This is a genomic window from Streptoverticillium reticulum, from assembly GCF_047456005.1.
Classification (GTDB): Bacteria; Actinomycetota; Actinomycetes; order Streptomycetales; family Streptomycetaceae; genus Streptomyces; species Streptomyces reticulum.
In genome coordinates this window covers 5,263,432-5,280,048 of sequence record NZ_CP179755.1, presented here as the reverse complement: position 1 = coordinate 5,280,048, position 16,617 = coordinate 5,263,432, and the positions used below count along the sequence as shown (strand labels likewise).

Here is a 16,617-nt window from a genome sequence, read left to right as displayed (position 1 = left end):
GCACCGCCGCCACGGCAACCGCCGTCGCCCCACGTCATCGTCGCCGCAGGGCACCACTGCTCGCTTACCTGGGAGGGTTACATATGTGCGGAATCGTCGGATACATCGGGAAGCGTGACGTCGCACCGCTGCTCCTCGAAGGCCTCCAGCGCCTGGAGTACCGCGGCTACGACTCCGCCGGCATAGCCCTGCACGCGAGCGGCAAGACCGGCGGCCTGAAGGCTGCCAAGGCCAAGGGCCGCGTCCGCGAGCTCGAGTCCCGCCTGCCCAAGCGCTTCAACGGCACCACCGGCATCGCCCACACCCGCTGGGCCACCCACGGCGCCCCGAACGACGTGAACGCGCACCCCCACCTGGACGCCGAGGAGAAGGTCGCGGTCGTCCACAACGGCATCATCGACAACGCCGCCGACCTGCGCACCCGGCTGACCGCCGAGGGCTTCGTCTTCGTCTCCGACACCGACACCGAGGTGCTCGCCCACCTCATCGGCCGCTCCCAGGCCGGCACCCTGGAGGAGAAGGTCCGCGAGGCCCTGCGGCACATCGAGGGCACCTACGGCATCGCCGTGCTGCACGCCGACTTCCCGGACCGCATCGTCGTCGCCCGCAACGGCTCCCCCGTGGTGCTGGGCATCGGCGAGAAGGAGATGTTCGTCTCCTCCGACGTCGCCGCCCTGGTCAGCCACACCCGCCAGGTCGTCACCCTGGACGACGGCGAGATGGCCACCCTCAAGGCCGACGAGTACCGCACGTACACCACCGAGGGCTCCGCCACCTCGGCCCAGCCGACCACCGTCGAGTGGGAGGCCGAGTCGTACGACATGGGCGGCCACGACACGTACATGCACAAGGAGATCCACGAGCAGGCCGACGCCGTGGACCGCGCGCTGCGCGGCCGCATCGACGACCGCTTCTCCACCGTGCACCTCGGCGGCCTCAACCTCGACGCCCGCGACGCCCGCGCCGTGCGCCGCGTCAAGATCCTCGGCTGCGGCACCTCGTACCACGCCGGCCAGATCGGCGCCCAGATGATCGAGGAGCTGGCCCGGATCCCCTCCGACGCCGAGCCCGCCTCCGAGTTCCGCTACCGCAACCCGGTCGTGGACCCCGACACGCTCTACATCGCGGTGTCCCAGTCCGGCGAGACCTACGACGTCCTCGCGGCCGTCCAGGAGCTCAAGCGCAAGGGCGCCCGCGTCCTGGGCCTGGTGAACGTCGTCGGCTCGGCGATCGCCCGGGAGACCGACGGCGGCATCTACGTGCACGCCGGCCCCGAGGTCTGCGTCGTCTCCACCAAGTGCTTCACCAACATGGTGGTCTCCTTCGGCCTGCTCGCCCTGCACCTGGGCCGCATCCGCGACCTGTCCGTCGCCGACGGCAAGCGGATCATCGAGGGCCTGCGCAAGCTCCCCGCCCAGATCTCCGAGATCCTGGCCAACGAGGAGCAGATCGAGAAGCTGGCCGCGGAGTACGCCGACGCCAAGTCGATGATGTTCATCGGCCGGGTCCGCGGCTACCCCGTCGCCCGCGAGGCCTCGCTGAAGCTCAAGGAGGTCTCGTACATCCACGCCGAGGCCTACCCGGCCTCCGAGCTCAAGCACGGCCCGCTGGCCCTGATCGAGCCCGCGATGCCGACGGTCGCGATCGTGCCGGACGACGACCTGCTGGAGAAGAACCGCGCCGCGCTGGAGGAGATCAAGGCCCGCAGCGGCCGCATCCTCGCCGTCGCGCACCGGGAGCAGGAAAAGGCCGACCACACCATCGTGGTGCCGAAGAACGAGGACGAGCTGGACCCGATCCTCATGGGCATCCCGCTCCAGCTGCTCGCCTACTACACGGCGAAGGCCATGGGCCGCGACATCGACAAGCCGCGCAACCTGGCGAAGTCCGTCACCGTCGAGTAGCCGCCGGACCGGCCCCGCACGGGGCCATGAGCTCTCGTACCTGTCCGCACCTGTCCGCGACAGGTCCGAGAAGGACGGTCCTCCCCGCACGTGCCACCACGCGCGCGGGGAGGACCGCCTCCCCTGTGCCGGCGTCGCCCTCGCGCCGGCGGTGATGCCGCCGGGGCCCGGGAACCGTCACCTCCCGTCCGGCAGCACGCAAGCGTCCTGTCGACGGATGCCTACCCCCCGGAACGGCGCCTGCCACCTCTGCGCCCGGGTGGATTCCGGAAACCGCCACTTCACCCCGCCCTCATGTCGCCGACGGCATGGGGGAGTTGACGTTTCCGCAGGGAATGACAAGCGGCGCACCGCTCAGGGAATGACCACCACCGGGCGCTGTGCGCGCCGCGCCAGCCGCCCCGCCACCGAGCCGAAGATCCGGCCCACCAGGCCGTGCGTGGAGCCGACGACGATCGCGTCCGCCGCGTACTCCCGCCCGACTTCCTCCAGTTCGTGGCAGATGTCCCCGCCGCGCTCCACCAGGATCCACGGGACCTCGGACAGGTGGTCCGCGCAGGCCAGTTCGAGGCCGAGGACCTCGGTGCGGTGGTCGGGGACGTCCACGAAGACCGGCGGCTCACAGCCCGCCCAGACGGTCGTCGGCAGCCGGTTGGCCACATGGACGATGATCAGCCCCGAGCCGGAGCGCCGGGCCATCCCGATTGCATACGCAAGCGCTCGCTCGCTCGACATGGAGCCGTCGAAGCCCACCACGACGCCGTGCTGGAATGCCGGATCGCAGGAATGACGTGTTTCTTCCGCCGCTTCGGGATTCGCCATCTGATCGGCGATCCGCTTGCGGTCCGCGGGTTCGGAGAATTCGTGACCGGCCATCGGTGTCTCGGCGAAGAAGTCCTCGGACGGAGGGATCGGCAGTGGGCTGGTTGAAGTTGTCGACGGAGCTGGGGGGCGCTGCCCGCAGATGGATCATGGACGGCAAAATCCGTCCGGGATTCATCTTTTCAAGTGCTTACCCCCAGGGTACGGCGCCACTCCCCGCCTGCCCAGATGCCTGCGGATGATGCACGCCCCCCGGAACCGGCCGTTCGGCACCGGGTCCCGCCGTGCGGAACCGCGGCACTCGGCGCCCTTGGCCAAGGCGCTCGGGCTTCCCCGGAGCATGCACGAGGGCGGCGCCCAGCGCAATGGGCCGGGCTTCCCGGAGATGCCCGTGTCCCCAGTGACCCGGGCGGCGGGAGCGGCGTTGTAGTACCACCAGCAGCCGCCACCAGGGAGCCGCTCCGTGCCCGGAACCCGTGACCACACCCGCGACGACGACACCGAGGGGGAATCCCCCGATCCGGTGAGCGACGTCGTGCGCTGGGCGGCCTTCAGCTGCGCCCTGGTCCCGGTCGTTCTGCTGATGTGCGGTCAGTCCTTCGGCGGTGCGGTCGGCAGCGCGGCCGGGCTGGTGGCCCTCACCTGCGTCTGCCACGCCCTGCTGCGCCAGGCCGAGCGCACCGCCGCGCGGGTCGCCGCGGACCGGACCGCGCCGCACCGCGGACGGCACGGCAGGACGGGCGCCGGCACGCACCGGGGCGCACGCCATCCGGGCACCGGACATCCCGTCGACTGACGCTCTCGTACGCCTGCACCCGTAGGTTTTCAGCCAACTTCAGGCCGAACTCCCCACCTTGGCCGCAGCCGCTCCCAACAGCCGGTCGACCAGCAAGGAAAGGACCGCTGAGGGCGGTTGCCGCCTACGCTGTGTGGGCAGGGGCGGGAGGCGTACTTTTCACCGAGCCCTGCAAGTGCAACGCTTCGTGATCGAACGCTTCGCGCCAAGTTGTCATGTCGACATAGAGCCGGGTGGTGAACTGGTCACCGCGTCTCCATGCGACGCAGTAGATTCGATCTTGGCCATGACCGGCGGGGGAACCGTTCAGGACCGAGGGGAAACGTGCAGGACCGAGAGGACTCGACCGCCGAGGGGGGCTTAGCGCCATGAGCCAGGACTCCACGACCGTACCGGAGACCGCGCGCAAGCTCTCCGGACGCCGCCGCCGGGAGATCGTCGCCGTGCTGCTTTTCAGCGGCGGCCCCATCTTCGAAAGCTCCATCCCGCTCTCCGTGTTCGGAATCGACCGACAGGACGCGGGAGTTCCCCGCTACCGATTGCTGGTGTGCGCGGGCGAAGATGTGCCATTGCGAACGACCGGCGGCTTGGAATTGACCGCACCGTACGGCCTGGAGGCACTCTCCAGGGCCGGCACCGTCGTCGTACCGGCCTGGCGGTCGATCACTCAACCGCCGCCCGCCGCCGCACTCGACGCACTGCGCCGTGCCCACGAGGAGGGCGCCCGCATCGTGGGGCTGTGCACCGGTGCCTTCGTACTGGCCGCGGCGGGGCTGCTCGACGGCAGGCCCGCCACCACCCACTGGATGTACGCGCCCACGCTCGCGAAGCGCTATCCGTCGGTCCACGTGGACCCGCGGGAGCTCTTCGTGGACGACGGCGACGTACTGACATCCGCGGGCACCGCGGCAGGCATCGACCTGTGCCTGCACATCGTCCGCACCGACCACGGAGCCGACGCGGCGGGGGCCCTGGCCCGGCGTCTCGTCGTGCCGCCGCGCCGCAGCGGAGGACAGGAGCGCTACCTCGACAGGTCTTTACCGGAGGAGATCGGTGCCGACCCGCTCGCCGAGGTCGTCGCCTGGGCGCTGGAGCACCTCCACGAGCAGTTCGACGTGGAGACCCTGGCCGCCCGTGCCTATATGAGCCGTCGCACCTTCGACCGGCGGTTCCGTTCGCTCACCGGGAGCGCTCCCCTGCAGTGGCTGATCACTCAGCGGGTGCTCCAGGCGCAGCGGCTCCTGGAGACCTCGGACTACTCCGTGGACGAGGTCGCCGGGCGCTGCGGCTTCCGCTCGCCCGTGGCCCTGCGCGGCCACTTCCGCCGGCAGCTGGGGTCCTCCCCCGCCGCCTACCGGGCCGCCTACCGGGCGCGCCGCCCGCAGGCCGGTACGGACGGCAGGCCGGAGCGGAGCGAGCGGCCGGAGCGGGGCGACCGCGGCGAGCGGTTCGACCGGCCCGAGCCGGCCGAACCCCGGCCGGGGGATCCCTCGCTGGTGGCGATGCGGCGGGCGGCCATGGCCACCACGGCGCACGCCGTCACCGGGGCACCCCTGGGGGCTCCGCCGCCCCATGGAGGCCATGGCAGACATACGGGACATATCGTTCATGACCCCGGTTCCGCCGGGGGGCATCTCGCCGGAGGTCCGGAGCCGGGCAAGCCCGACACCGACCTCTACACTCCGCGCCTGCCCGGTCAGCGGGAGCGCCCCGTAGGGTGAGATGCATGAACGATCGCATGGTGTGGATCGACTGCGAGATGACCGGGCTCTCGCTGTCGGACGACGCACTCATCGAGGTGGCCGCACTGGTCACCGACTCCGAGCTGAACATCCTCGGCGACGGCGTGGACATCGTGATCCGCCCGCCCGCCGAGGCCCTCGCCACCATGCCCGAGGTGGTGCGCCAGATGCACACGGCCTCCGGGCTGCTGGCGGAGCTGGACGGCGGGACCACGCTCGAGGAAGCCGAGCAGCGGGTCCTGGCGTACATCCGCGAGCACGTCCCGGAGCCGGGCAAGGCCCCGCTGTGCGGAAACTCGGTCAGCACCGACCGCGGTTTCCTCCTGCGGGACATGCCCGCGCTGGAGGGTCACCTGCACTACCGGATCGTGGACGTCTCCTCGGTGAAGGAACTGGCCCGGCGCTGGTTCCCGCGCGCGTACTTCAGCAGTCCCAAGAAGAACGGCAACCACCGGGCGCTCTCCGACATCCGCGAGTCGATCGCCGAGCTCCGCTACTACCGCGAGGCGATCTTCGTGCCGCAGCCCGGCCCGGACTCGGACACCGCGAAGGCCATCGCGGCCAAGCACGTCCTGCCCGCCGAGGCCTAGCACCTCCGGCGGGGTGCGGCCGTTCTTCGGCTGCCGGTCCGTTGTGGCTGGTCGCGCAGTTCCCCGCGCCCCTTACGGGGCGCGGGTCCGCGCCGGATCACAGAGTGACGCAGGTCGCTCCCGATCATGGTGGAAGCCGGGAGCGAGCACCCCTCCGGACCCTGTACACTTTTTCTCGGCCGGTGGGAAACACGGAAACAAACGCCGGACGTGGTGGGTATAGCTCAGCTGGTAGAGCACCTGGTTGTGGTCCAGGATGTCGCGGGTTCGAGTCCCGTTACTCACCCTGAAGCCGAGGGCCCGGTCTGCGGAAGCAGACCGGGCCCTCGGCGTTGTGCGCACCGGACGGACCGTCAGGCCGGCCCGGTTCACCGCCGCGGGAGGACGTTCTCCCGGAAGGCCCCGTCCACATTGCCCGGCGGGGCGAACGCGAAGACCACGTAGCTCTCGGTGCGGCCGCCCGCCCGGCCGCTGACCCGGGCGGCGCCGAGCCGGTCCGAGGCCTTCCACACCAGCTGGGTGAAGTCGCCGGTGGCCGCGCTGAAGCCCGGCTTCCGCCAGTCGTACGAGCGCGCCTCGGCGTACCAGGTCTCGACGGCCTGTGCCGCGCCCGCGGCCGGGGCGCGTTCGGCCCCGGCGGACGACCAGAAGAGGTCCTCCCCCAGCCGCGGGTCCGCCCCCTCGGTGCTCAGCCGCCCGGGAGCGCCCCGGGAGATCTCCCGGGCGCGCTTCCTGGCGTACGCGGTGAGGGCGGGGTCGAGCGCCAGGGGCGGGACCCCGTGCTGCGCGCGGTGGCGGTTGGCCGCGGCCACGGCCTCCTTGAGGAACCCGCCGTCCGTGGTGTCCGGCAGCGGCGGACGGGCCGTGGCCGGGACGGCGGGTGCGGTGAGCGCCAGGACGGCGGCGGGCAGCAGCAGTTTCTTCCACATGCCCCCGACCCTGCCCGTCCGGACGCCTCATCCCCGGTTGCCCGGCGGGGCGTTCACCCGGAATGACCGCCGGGCCGACGGTGCGTCAGGACGATTCCCGCACGATCAGTTCGGTGGGCAGGACGATCCGGGGGCCCGCCGGTGCCGCGGGGTCCTGGATCCGGGAGAGCAGGACCGCGGCCATCGTGCGGCCCACGGCCTCGGTCGGGTGGCGGACGGTGGTGAGCGGCGGGTCCGTGTGGCGCGCGACGGCGGAGTCGTCGAAGCCCGCGACGGCCACGTCGGCGGGGACGCGGCTACCGCGGGCGCGGAGCACCTGGAGGGCGCCGGCGGCCGCCGCGTCCGAGGCCGCGAGGACCGCGTCCAGGCCGGGGCGCCGGTCCAGCAGGGCCCGCATGGCACGGCGGCCGCCGGACTCGGTGAGGGCTGCGGACTCGACGAGGGCGGCGTCGGGGGCGGAGCCGAGCGCCTGTCGGCAGCCGTCGAGAAAACGCCGGGCCGCGTCCGTCCCGGGCGGGCCGGCGATGACGGCGACGGTACCGCGGCCGCGGGCCAGCAGGTGGCCGAGCGCGGCCCGGGCGCCGCCCGTCTCGTCGGAGTCCACGCACGTCAGCGGCAGGCCGACGGGCCTGCGGCCGGTGAGGACGGCGGGCACGCCGAGCTCCGCGATCAGGCCCGGCAGGGGATCGTCGTCGTGGAGGGAGACCAGCAGCACGCCGTCCACGCGCCGCGCGGCGAGCTGGTCCGCGCAGCGGCGGCCCTCCTCCGGGCCGCGGAGGAGGGTGAGCTGCAGCTGCAGGCCGCTGTCGGCGAGCCCGGAGCCGACGCCGCGCACGAGGTCGGCGAAGTACGGGTCGGCCGGCAGGCCCGCTCCGGGCTCGGGGAGGACGAGGGCGACGGCGTCCGCGCTGCCCGCCGCGAGGGCACGGGCAGCGCGGTTGGGTATGTACCCCAGATCCGCGACGGCCTGCTCGACGGCCGCGCGGGTGCGGGCGCTGACCCGCGGCGAGCCGTTGATCACCCGGGACGCCGTGCCCCGGCCCACACCGGCGCGGGCCGCCACCTCCTCCAGGGTGGGAACGGTGCGGCGCGGGCCGCCGCGGGCGGTGTCCGTGCTGCGGGCTGTCTCTCCGGTCCGGGACATCGGGCGCCTCCATGGCACGTCGCACGCCGCGTCCTTGACACTCCGCCAGGTTGCGGCAACGCTTCGACTTGTCGTTCTGGGAGCGCTCCCACCGTACTGCGGGCCCCGCAGGCCCTTAAGACCTGCGCCAGGACCTCCGCGCCCCTTCGGATCCACCCGACGTGAAGCCCGACGCCCCGCTCCGGCGCGGCAGTTGACCGGGAGGACGCGATGCCCCGCACCCGCACCCGCACCGCCGGCCGCATCCGCCGTGCCGCGGCGGCGGCCGTGGCACTCGGCACTGTCCTGCTCGGCGCGGTCCTGCTCGCCGGCTGCGCACGCCACGGCGACGAGGCCGGGAGGACCACGGTCACCATCGGCACCTACGGCATCTTCGGCTACAAAGAGGCCGGTCTGTACCGGGAGTACGAGCAGCTGCACCCCGATGTCGTCATCAAGGAGAGCGTGGTCGAGCGCAACGACACCTACTATCCGCAGCTCCTCACCCACCTCGCGGCCGGCAGCGGGCTGGCGGACATCCAGGCCGTCGAAGTGGGCAACATCCACGACGTGGCCACCGGGCTGGGCGACCGCTTCGAGGACCTGTCCCGCGCACCGGGCGTCCGCCGGAGCGACTGGCTGGACTGGAAGTGGGCGCAGGCCACCACCCCCGGCGGCAGGACGATCGGCCTCGGCACCGACATCGGCCCCATCGCCGTGTGCTACCGCAAGGACCTCTTCCGGCAGGCCGGGCTGCCCACGGACCGGACGGCCGTCGGCAGGCTGTGGGCCGGCGACTGGCAGAAGTTCATCGACACCGGCAGGGCGTACATGCGCCACGCCCCCGCGGGCACCGTGTTCACCGACTCGGCCGCCGGGGTCTACAACGCGTCCGTCCACGGTTATGCCGAGCGCTACTACGACCGGCGCGGCAGGCCCGTCTACCACAACAGCCCGGCCGTCACCGCCTCCTGGGACCTGGCCATGCAGGCGGCGCGTGACGGACTGACCGCCCGGCTGCGGCAGTTCGAGAAACCCTGGGACCAGGCGTTCGCCAACGGCCGCTTCGCCGCCGTGGCCTGTCCGCCGTGGATGCTCGGCTACATCAAGGAGAAGTCCGGCGACGCGGGCCGGGGCGCGTGGGACATCGCCGCCGCGCCGCGGCCCGCGAACTGGGGCGGCTCGTTCGTCACCGTGCCGAAGGCCGCGCGGCACAAGGCCGCCGCGATCGCCCTCGCCGTCTGGCTGACCGCTCCGGACCGGCAGGCCAGGCTCTTCGCGCGGCAGGCCGCCGTCCCCTCCACCCCGGCCGCGTACGCCATGCCGGAGGTCGGGAACGCCCGCAACCCCTACTTCGGCGACGCACCTGTCGGAGCGATCTTCGCCGCCGCGGCCAGGGGCATTCCGACCCTCCTCTTCGGCCCCATGGAGCAGCAGATCGGGACGGCCTTCACCGACGTGGGCATCCCGCAGGCCGAGCAGCAGGGCAAGCCGCCCGCGGAGGCCTGGAAGGCAGCGCAGAAGGAGATCGAGAACGCGGTGGACGAATGACGGCCACGACCGCAGCGGTCGAGGACCCGGAGGCGCGGCCGCCCGGACCGCACGACGGCACCCGTACCCCCCGCAACGCCCGGCGTCCGTCGGCTGCTTGGCGCAGTCGGCTGCACCGCTGGGACGTGCGCTACAGCCCGTACGCCTTCGTGGCGCCGTTCTTCCTGTTCTTCGCCGCATTCGGACTCTTCCCCCTCCTCTACACGGGCTGGGCCTCCCTGCACCGCGTGGAGCTCACGGCGCCGGACCACGCGACCTGGGTCGGACTGCACCACTACACGCGGCTGTTGGGCAGCCCGTTCTTCTGGAACGCCCTGCGCAACACCCTCACCATCGGACTCCTGGCGACCGTGCCCCAGCTGCTGATGGCCCTGGGCCTCGCCCAGCTGCTGCACTACCGGCTGCGCGCCGCCACCTTCTGGCGGGTCGCGCTGCTGACCCCGTACGCCACGTCGGTCGCCGCGGCCACGCTCGTCTTCGTGCTCCTCTACGGGCGGGACTACGGGATGGTCAACTGGGCGCTGGGCGCGGTGGGTCTCGGGCCCGTCGACTGGCAGAGCGGCACGTGGAGTTCGCAGATCGCGGTCTCCTCGATCGTCGTCTGGCGGTGGACGGGCTACAACGCACTGATCTACCTGGCGGCCATGCAGGCCGTGCCGGACGAGCTCTACGAGTCCGCCGCGCTGGACGGGGCCTCGCGAAGGCAGCAGTTCCTGCACATCACGGTGCCGATGCTGCGGCCGACGATCCTGTTCACCGTGGCCGTCTCCGCGATCGGGGCCACCCAGCTCTTCGGCGAGCCCCTGCTGTTCGGCGGGGCGGCCGGGCAGAAGGGCGGGGCCTCGCACCAGTTCCAGACGCTGGGGCTCTACCTCTACGAACAGGGCTGGTTCGACTTCCACCTCGGGCGTGCCTCGGCCGTCGCCTGGACGATGTTCCTGATCCTGGTGCTGATCGCCGCAGGACAGCAGGCGGTCGCCCGGCGGCTGCACAGGGGCAGGTGAGCCGTGTCGCCCCGTACCCGGACGTCCGGGAACCGCGCCGGACGGCAGCTGCACGGCGGGCCGTTCGCGTACACCGTGCTCGCCCTCTGCACCGCGGGCTCCCTCTTCCCGCTGCTCTGGACGGCCGTCGCCGCCTCGCACGACAACACGCGGCTGGCCAGGACGCCGCCGCCCTTCTGGTTCGGCGGCAACCTCGGCAGGAACCTGCGCTCGGCCTGGACCGACGCCGGTCTGGGCCTGGCGCTGGGCAACACGCTGCTGGTGGCCGGCAGCATCGCGCTGGGCACGGTGCTCTTCTGCACCGTCGCCGGCTTCGCCTTCGCCAAGCTGCGGTTCCGCTTCCGCGGGCCGCTGCTGGCGCTGGTGATCGGCACGATGATGGTGCCGCCCCAGCTGGGCGTGGTCCCCCTCTTCATGATCGTCGCCCGCCTGGGGTGGACCGACCGGCTCCCGGCCGTGGCGATGCCGACCCTCGTCAGCGCCTTCGGGGTGTTCTTCATGCGGCAGTACCTGGTGGAGGCGCTGCCCACCGAGCTGATCGAGGCCGCCCGCGTCGACGGCGCGAGCAGCCTGCGCATCGTGCGGCACGTCGTCCTCCCCGTGGCCCGGCCGGCGATGGCCGTGCTGGGGATGCTCTCCTTCGTCCAGGCGTGGAACGACTTCTTCTGGCCCGTGATCGCGCTGACCCAGGAGAACCCCACCGTGCAGGTGGCCCTGACCGGGCTCGGCCGCGGCTACGTGCCGGACCAGGCCGTGGTGATGGCCGGCGCACTGCTGGGGACCCTGCCGCTGCTGCTCGTCTTCGCCGTCTTCGGCCGGCAGATCGTCGGCGGCATCATGCGCGGCGCGGTCAAGGGCTGACACCCCGTGAACTCCCATGTGCCCATTCCCCCACGTTTCCCCGTCCATCGGTCCCATCCGTCCATCGGAGCACTGCATGAGCGTGAACTTCCCTCCCGGCTTCCTCTGGGGCGCCGCGACGGCCGCGTACCAGGTCGAAGGAGCGGCGCGGGAGGACGGCCGCACCGACTCGGTCTGGGACGTCTTCTCCCGCACCCCCGGCCGGGTGCTGGGCGGCGACACCGGTGACATCGCCGCCGACCACTACCACCGCCGCGCCGCCGACGTGGCGCTGATGGCCGAACTGGGCCTGGGCGCCTACCGCTTCTCCGTCTCCTGGCCCCGCGTCCAGCCCACGGGCCGCGGCCCCGCGTCGCAGCGGGGCCTCGACTTCTACCGGGAGCTCGTGGACGACCTGCTCGCCCACGGCATCCGGCCGCTGCTGACCCTCTACCACTGGGACCTGCCCCAGGAGCTGGAGACGGCGGGCGGCTGGCCGGCCCGGGAGACGGCGCACCGCTTCGCCGACTACGCGTACCTCGTGGGCGAGGCCCTGGGCGACCGCGTCGGGATGTGGTGCACCCTCAACGAGCCCTGGTGCAGCGCCTTCCTCGGCTACGGCTCCGGCGTGCACGCCCCGGGCCGCACGGACCCGGCGGACGCCCTGCGCGCGGCCCACCACCTCAACCTGGCGCACGGCCTCGGGGCACAGGCACTGCGCTCCGTGCTCCCCGGCGGGGCCCTGCTGACGGTGGCCCTCAACACCGCGGCCGTCAGGGCCCTCACGTCCTCCCCGCAGGACCTGGACGCTCAGCGGCGCATCGACGCCCTGTCCACCCGTATCTTCACCGAGCCCATGCTCAACGGCGCATACCCCGCCGACCTGTTGGCGGACACGGCACGGATCACGGACTGGTCGTTCGTCCGCGACGGCGACCCGGACATCGTCAAGCACCCCCTGGACGCGCTCGGCATCAACTACTACGCACCCACAGTGGTATCAGCGGGCACTGACAACGGCCCCTCGCGCGCCGACGGCCACGGCGGAGGCGAGCACTCCGCCTGGCCCGGCGCCGAACGCCACGTCGCCTTCCACCAGCCCCCCGGCAGGCGCACCGCGATGGACTGGAGCGTGGACGCCACCGGCCTCCACGACCTGCTGATGCGCTTCACCCGCGAACTGCCCGGCCTGCCGCTGCTCGTCACCGAGAACGGCGCGGCCTACGACGACAAACCCGACGCGGACGGTGCGGTGCACGACCCGGAGCGCATTGCCTACCTGCGTGCGCACCTGGAGGCGGTTCTGCGCGCCGTCTCCGAGGGCGCGGACGTCCGTGGGTATTTCGTGTGGTCGTTGCTCGACAACTTCGAGTGGGCCTATGGGTACAGCAAGCGGTTCGGGGTGGTGTACGTCGATTATGCGACGCAGGCGCGTACGCCCAAGTCAAGTGCCCGGTGGTATGCGGAGGTTGTGCGTACGGGACGGCTCGGCTGATTCCACCGCTCTACTCGAAGACCGACGGCGGCGGGGCCGGGGACGGGCGGGCGGTCGCGTCCGTGACCGGCGCCGCGCCGCCGGTGAAGTCGGCCAGCCCCTTGCCGTGTTCCACGCGCCCCTGGTGCGGATCCGTCGCGGCGCGCCGGGTCAGCTCCGCGAGCGGCAGCTCCCGGTCCGAGGCCAGCAGCACGGCGTTGCCGAAGCGCTTGCCGCGCAGCACCGCCGGGTCGGCGGTCAGGCACAGCTCGGGAAAGACCGTCCGCACCGTCGCGATCTGTGCCTTGAGGTGGGCGAGCGGCGGGCCGTCGGCGAGGTTGGCGACGTAGAAACCGCCGGGGCGCAGCGCGCGGCGCACCTCGGCGACGAACTCGGTGCTGGTCAGATGCGCCGGGGTGCGGGCGCCGCCGAAGACGTCGGCGATGATCAGATCCGCCCAGCCGTCCGGCACCTTGCCGAGCCCCTCGCGGGCGTCACCGCCGCGGACCCGGATCCGCCAGCTGCCGTCCAGCGGCAGCTCGGTGCGTATGAACTGCACGAGCGGGGCGTCGATCTCGACGATCTGCTGCGTCGACCGGGGCCGGGTCGCGGCTATGTAGCGCGCGAGCGTGAAGGCGCCGCCGCCGAGGTGCAGCGCCTGGACGGGCCTGCCGGGCGGGGCCACGAGGTCGGCGATGTGACCGATCCGGCGCTGGTAGGCGAACTCGAGGTACGCGGGGTCGTCGAGGTCCACGTGGGACTGCGGCGCCCTGTCGATCAGCAGGGTCCGGCCGCGGGGGCGGTCGCGATCGGGCACGAGCTCCGCGAGACCACCCGCCACCTGCGCCGATATCGGTTCCGCCGCGCGCCCGCGGCCCTGCTTCTGTTTGCCCTTTGCCACACGGCAAGTATCCCGCGGGCTGCTCGGGCGGCTATCGGCAGCGGTCGACGGCCTCGATCGTGCGGGCCGCCTCGCCGAGCGCCGCACGCAGCACGGCGGGGTCCGTGGCGGAGGTGAAGGCCACGTCCGGGGCGACGAGCCAGCCGGTGCCCGTGACCGGCGGCTCGGCGACGCCGTCGGGCGCGCCCGTGCGCAGGCCGCGCCCGTAGGTCTCGGTGCAGGCGCTGCCCGGCAGGTCCCAGGCGGCGGCGGTGCCGGGCGGTACGAGGAAGCCGAGGGTGTCGCAGTCGCCGTCGTGCAGCACGGGCCCCACGCCGTCGCGCAGCCGCAGGATGTCGACCGCCTCCAGGCCCTGCCGGGCGGGGACGGTGACGAGGTCGCACGGACCGCTCTCCGCGGCCGCCGGCGGCGGGTACGGGGAAGCGCTGCGGTCCTGACGCGGCTGGTGCAGTGCCGTCGTTCGCGAGCTGCCGATGTCCACTCCGGCCTCCACCACGGGAAACCCCTCCTCCGCCGCACAAGTCCGCTCCGCAGTGAACGGACCGTGCGCGGGCCCCGGTCACGGGCCTGCTCCAGTCCGTTCACCCGGTTCAACGCCCGTGCGGTGTCAACGGCTACGGCGCCGCGCCGCCGCAAAGGATGGCAGTTCATGGCGGATGGCAGGTGGGATATCCGTTTTGTAGAGAAACCAGGCGTAGTGGTCCCGCCACAGCCGGTACGGTCATCACGCCATACGGCAGCACAGCCACCCGTCCCGCAGGCACCTCGCGGGGCGGCTCGCCAGGGAGAGGGTCCGGCCATGGCGTCGTCTCGCACATCTTCCTCCGCGTCCTCGCCACGTCGCCCGAACACCGCCTTCCGCCGGCTCCGGGGACAGCGCTCACCAGGCGAGTTCGCGGCGGAGGTGCGCCGGGCGGCCCGTGAGATCGGCGAACACGTCTCCTGCGACGCGCGCTACATCGGGCGCGTCGAGTCCGGCGAGATCCGCTGTCCCAACTATGCCTACGAGCGAGTGTTCCGCCATATGTTCCCCGGCTGCGAACCGGCGGACATGGGGTTCGCGCCGCGGGAGGCAGTGCGCGGACGGGGGGCGCGCGACAAGGGTGGTGCGCCGCCCGCTTCCACCGAGAGCCCCTCGGGCGGCCGCAACCCGGGTTCCGGGGGCGGTCCCCTCGACCGCTTCGACAGCAGCAAGGAGAGCGACGTGTTGCGTCGCGCGTTCATTTCCTCCGGCCCGGCCGCCATGGCCGCCGCCTCCCTGGGCGGAGCGCCGGGTGCCCGCACGCCCCGGCACGCGGGCGAGGCCGAGGCCTCCGCCCTCGAACAGGCGGTCCGGCGGATCCGGCTGCTCGACGACCGGCACGGCGCCGACCACCTCTACCGGCGTGCTGCGCAGCCGCTGCGGGCGGCGTACGAACTGCTCGACGCGGAGACCCGGCGGCAGTCGGTGGCGGACCGGCTGCACGCGGGCGCAGGCGAACTCGCCATCTCCGTCGGCTGGCTGGCCCACGACTCCGGACGCTTCGGCGACGCCCGCTCCCACTACGCGGAGGCCCTCGCGACCGCACGGGTCGCCGGGGACGCGGCACTGGAGGCGCACGCCTTCTGCAACACCGCCTTCCTCGCGCGCGACGCCGGACGGCCGCGGGAGGCCGTCCGCGCCGCGCAGGCCGCACAGCAGGCCGGCCGGCAGCTGGCCTCGGCACGGCTGATGTCCCTGCTGACCCTGCGCGAGGCCGGCGGCTGGGCGCAGCTGGGTGACCGGGCGGCCTGTGAGGAAACGCTGCTGCGCGCACGGACGCTCTTCGAGCGCGGGCGGAGCGAGGACGACCCGGAGTGGATGACGTTCTTCGGCGAGGCCGAGCTGGAACTGCTGGAGGCGCAGTGCTGGTCCGCCCTCGGCGACTGGCGGAGGGCGGCGGAACACGGCGGGCGGGCCGTGGAGCTGGCCGATCCGCACTTCGCGCGGAACATCGCCCTGTACACGGCGCAGCTGGCCGGGGACCTGGCGCAGGGGGGCGCGGTGGCGGAGGCGGCGGTGGCCGGGGAGCGGGTCCTGGACCTGCTGGCGCAGGTCCAGTCGGCGCGGATCCGGGGGATGCTGGCGTCCATGGCGCGGGTGCTGCGCTCCCACGCGCGCGTACCTGCGGTCGGCGCGTTTCTGGCGCGGCACGACACGCAGGCCGTGTGAGGCGCGAAGCGTTCGAGGCTCGAACCGTTTGGGGCCCCGGACGCGAAACGTGTGACGCTCCGGACGTCAAGATCCGGGGCGCCAGGATCCAGGCGTCAGGCCAGGTGCCCCGTGTCGTTCCAGCGCTCGATGGCCGGTTCGCCGTACGCCCAGCCCAGGATCGACAGCGACGTCGGGTCCAGGCGGATGCGCGCCGCGAACGACGCGTCCTGGCCCAGCCAGCGGGAACCGATCACGCGCAGGATGTGGCCGTGCGCGAAGATCATGACGTCGCGGTCCGCCGACTTCGCCCAGCGGATGACCTCGTCCGCGCGCGCCGACACCTCGGCCAGCGCCTCGCCCTCCGGCACGCCGTCGCGCCAGATGAACCAGTCCGGGCGGCCGGACTTGATCTCGGCCGGGGTCATGCCCTCGTACGCGCCGTAGTCCCACTCCATCAGCGCGTCCCAGTCGGCCGCCCGGTCCCCGAAACCGGCCAGCTCGCAGGTCTCCTTGGCGCGCACGAGCGGGCTGGTGCGGATCTCGACGTCCGGCAGGCCGTTCCACGGGGTGCGGTGCAGGCGCTCGCCGAGCAGCTTGGCTCCGCGCCGCCCCTCGTCGAGGAGCGGGATGTCCGTGCGGCCGGTGTGCTTGCCGGAGAGCGACCATTCGGTCTGTCCGTGCCGGGCCAGCAGGATGCGCGGTGCCATGGAGTGGGCCCCTTCACAAGTGTGCGGTGACGTTCCTCTCCATCATCACTCACTCCCCTAC

Annotated in this window: 15 protein-coding genes and 1 tRNA gene; 10 read left to right on the top strand and 6 right to left on the bottom strand. The window is 72.7% G+C overall.

Going from position 1 to position 16,617, the window contains the following annotated elements:
- Positions 1-83: 83 nt before the first annotated feature.
- The gene (gene glmS / locus ACMATS_RS24155; RefSeq protein ID WP_336413326.1) at positions 84-1,904 is read left to right on the top strand and encodes a glutamine--fructose-6-phosphate transaminase (isomerizing); all 1,821 of its coding nucleotides are present in this window, start codon (positions 84-86) and stop codon (positions 1,902-1,904) included.
- Positions 1,905-2,258: 354 nt separating this feature from the next.
- Here glmS and ACMATS_RS24150 read toward each other — a convergent pair whose 3' ends face one another.
- Positions 2,259-2,780 carry a universal stress protein gene (locus ACMATS_RS24150; RefSeq protein WP_336413325.1) on the bottom strand — a complete coding sequence of 174 codons (522 nt, stop codon included), beginning with the start codon at positions 2,778-2,780 and terminating at the stop codon, positions 2,259-2,261.
- A gap of 409 nt (positions 2,781-3,189) precedes the next feature.
- On the opposite strand from ACMATS_RS24150, the gene ACMATS_RS24145 reads away from it, so the two are divergent.
- From ACMATS_RS24145 to ACMATS_RS24130, 4 genes are all read left to right on the top strand, one after another.
- Positions 3,190-3,522 (top strand): hypothetical protein, encoded by a 333-nt coding sequence (locus ACMATS_RS24145; protein WP_414169013.1) that lies wholly within the window; start codon positions 3,190-3,192, stop codon positions 3,520-3,522.
- Positions 3,523-3,890: 368 nt separating this feature from the next.
- Complete coding sequence (locus ACMATS_RS24140; protein WP_414169012.1) at positions 3,891-5,243, top strand: helix-turn-helix domain-containing protein; 1,353 nt, start codon at positions 3,891-3,893, stop codon at positions 5,241-5,243.
- A gap of 5 nt (positions 5,244-5,248) precedes the next feature.
- Complete coding sequence (orn, locus tag ACMATS_RS24135) at positions 5,249-5,854, top strand: oligoribonuclease (protein WP_390781046.1); 606 nt, start codon at positions 5,249-5,251, stop codon at positions 5,852-5,854.
- 213 nt (positions 5,855-6,067) lie between these two features.
- A tRNA-His gene (locus ACMATS_RS24130) sits at positions 6,068-6,140 on the top strand.
- A gap of 82 nt (positions 6,141-6,222) precedes the next feature.
- Here the strand turns inward: ACMATS_RS24130 and ACMATS_RS24125 are convergent.
- Together ACMATS_RS24125 and ACMATS_RS24120 are read right to left on the bottom strand one after the other, a co-directional pair.
- Positions 6,223-6,783 (bottom strand): CAP family protein, encoded by a 561-nt coding sequence (locus ACMATS_RS24125; protein ID WP_390781045.1) that lies wholly within the window; start codon positions 6,781-6,783, stop codon positions 6,223-6,225.
- Positions 6,784-6,868: 85 nt separating this feature from the next.
- Positions 6,869-7,927 carry a LacI family DNA-binding transcriptional regulator gene (locus ACMATS_RS24120; RefSeq protein WP_414169011.1) on the bottom strand — a complete coding sequence of 353 codons (1,059 nt, stop codon included), beginning with the start codon at positions 7,925-7,927 and terminating at the stop codon, positions 6,869-6,871.
- Between the two features lie 210 nt (positions 7,928-8,137).
- On the opposite strand from ACMATS_RS24120, the gene ACMATS_RS24115 reads away from it, so the two are divergent.
- The 4 genes from ACMATS_RS24115 (at position 8,138) to ACMATS_RS24100 (ending at position 12,796) form a co-directional block, all read left to right on the top strand.
- Complete coding sequence (locus ACMATS_RS24115; protein ID WP_414169010.1) at positions 8,138-9,457, top strand: ABC transporter substrate-binding protein; 1,320 nt, start codon at positions 8,138-8,140, stop codon at positions 9,455-9,457.
- Entirely contained in the window at positions 9,454-10,461 is a 1,008-nt protein-coding gene (locus tag ACMATS_RS24110; RefSeq protein WP_414169009.1) for a carbohydrate ABC transporter permease, read from the top strand. Before ACMATS_RS24115 ends, ACMATS_RS24110 begins: the two co-directional genes overlap by 4 nt.
- Positions 10,462-10,464: 3 nt before the next feature.
- Positions 10,465-11,322 carry a carbohydrate ABC transporter permease gene (locus ACMATS_RS24105; RefSeq protein WP_414169008.1) on the top strand — a complete coding sequence of 286 codons (858 nt, stop codon included), beginning with the start codon at positions 10,465-10,467 and terminating at the stop codon, positions 11,320-11,322.
- Between the two features lie 76 nt (positions 11,323-11,398).
- Entirely contained in the window at positions 11,399-12,796 is a 1,398-nt protein-coding gene (locus ACMATS_RS24100; protein ID WP_414169007.1) for a GH1 family beta-glucosidase, read from the top strand.
- Positions 12,797-12,806: 10 nt separating this feature from the next.
- On the opposite strand, the gene ACMATS_RS24095 is transcribed toward ACMATS_RS24100, so the two are convergent.
- On the bottom strand, positions 12,807-13,676 hold the full coding sequence (locus tag ACMATS_RS24095) for a spermidine synthase (protein WP_390781039.1): 870 nt from the start codon (positions 13,674-13,676) through the stop codon (positions 12,807-12,809).
- A 31-nt stretch (positions 13,677-13,707) separates the two neighbouring features.
- A complete protein-coding gene (locus ACMATS_RS24090; RefSeq protein ID WP_390781142.1) occupies positions 13,708-14,169 on the bottom strand; it encodes a hypothetical protein in 462 nt (153 codons plus the stop codon).
- Positions 14,170-14,475: 306 nt separating this feature from the next.
- Here ACMATS_RS24090 and ACMATS_RS24085 point away from each other — a divergent pair, with 306 nt between their 5' ends.
- Complete coding sequence (locus ACMATS_RS24085; protein ID WP_390781038.1) at positions 14,476-15,867, top strand: tetratricopeptide repeat protein; 1,392 nt, start codon at positions 14,476-14,478, stop codon at positions 15,865-15,867.
- Positions 15,868-15,962: 95 nt separating this feature from the next.
- On the opposite strand, the gene ACMATS_RS24080 is transcribed toward ACMATS_RS24085, so the two are convergent.
- Positions 15,963-16,556 carry a histidine phosphatase family protein gene (locus ACMATS_RS24080; RefSeq protein WP_390781037.1) on the bottom strand — a complete coding sequence of 198 codons (594 nt, stop codon included), beginning with the start codon at positions 16,554-16,556 and terminating at the stop codon, positions 15,963-15,965.
- Positions 16,557-16,617: the final 61 nt, after the last annotated feature.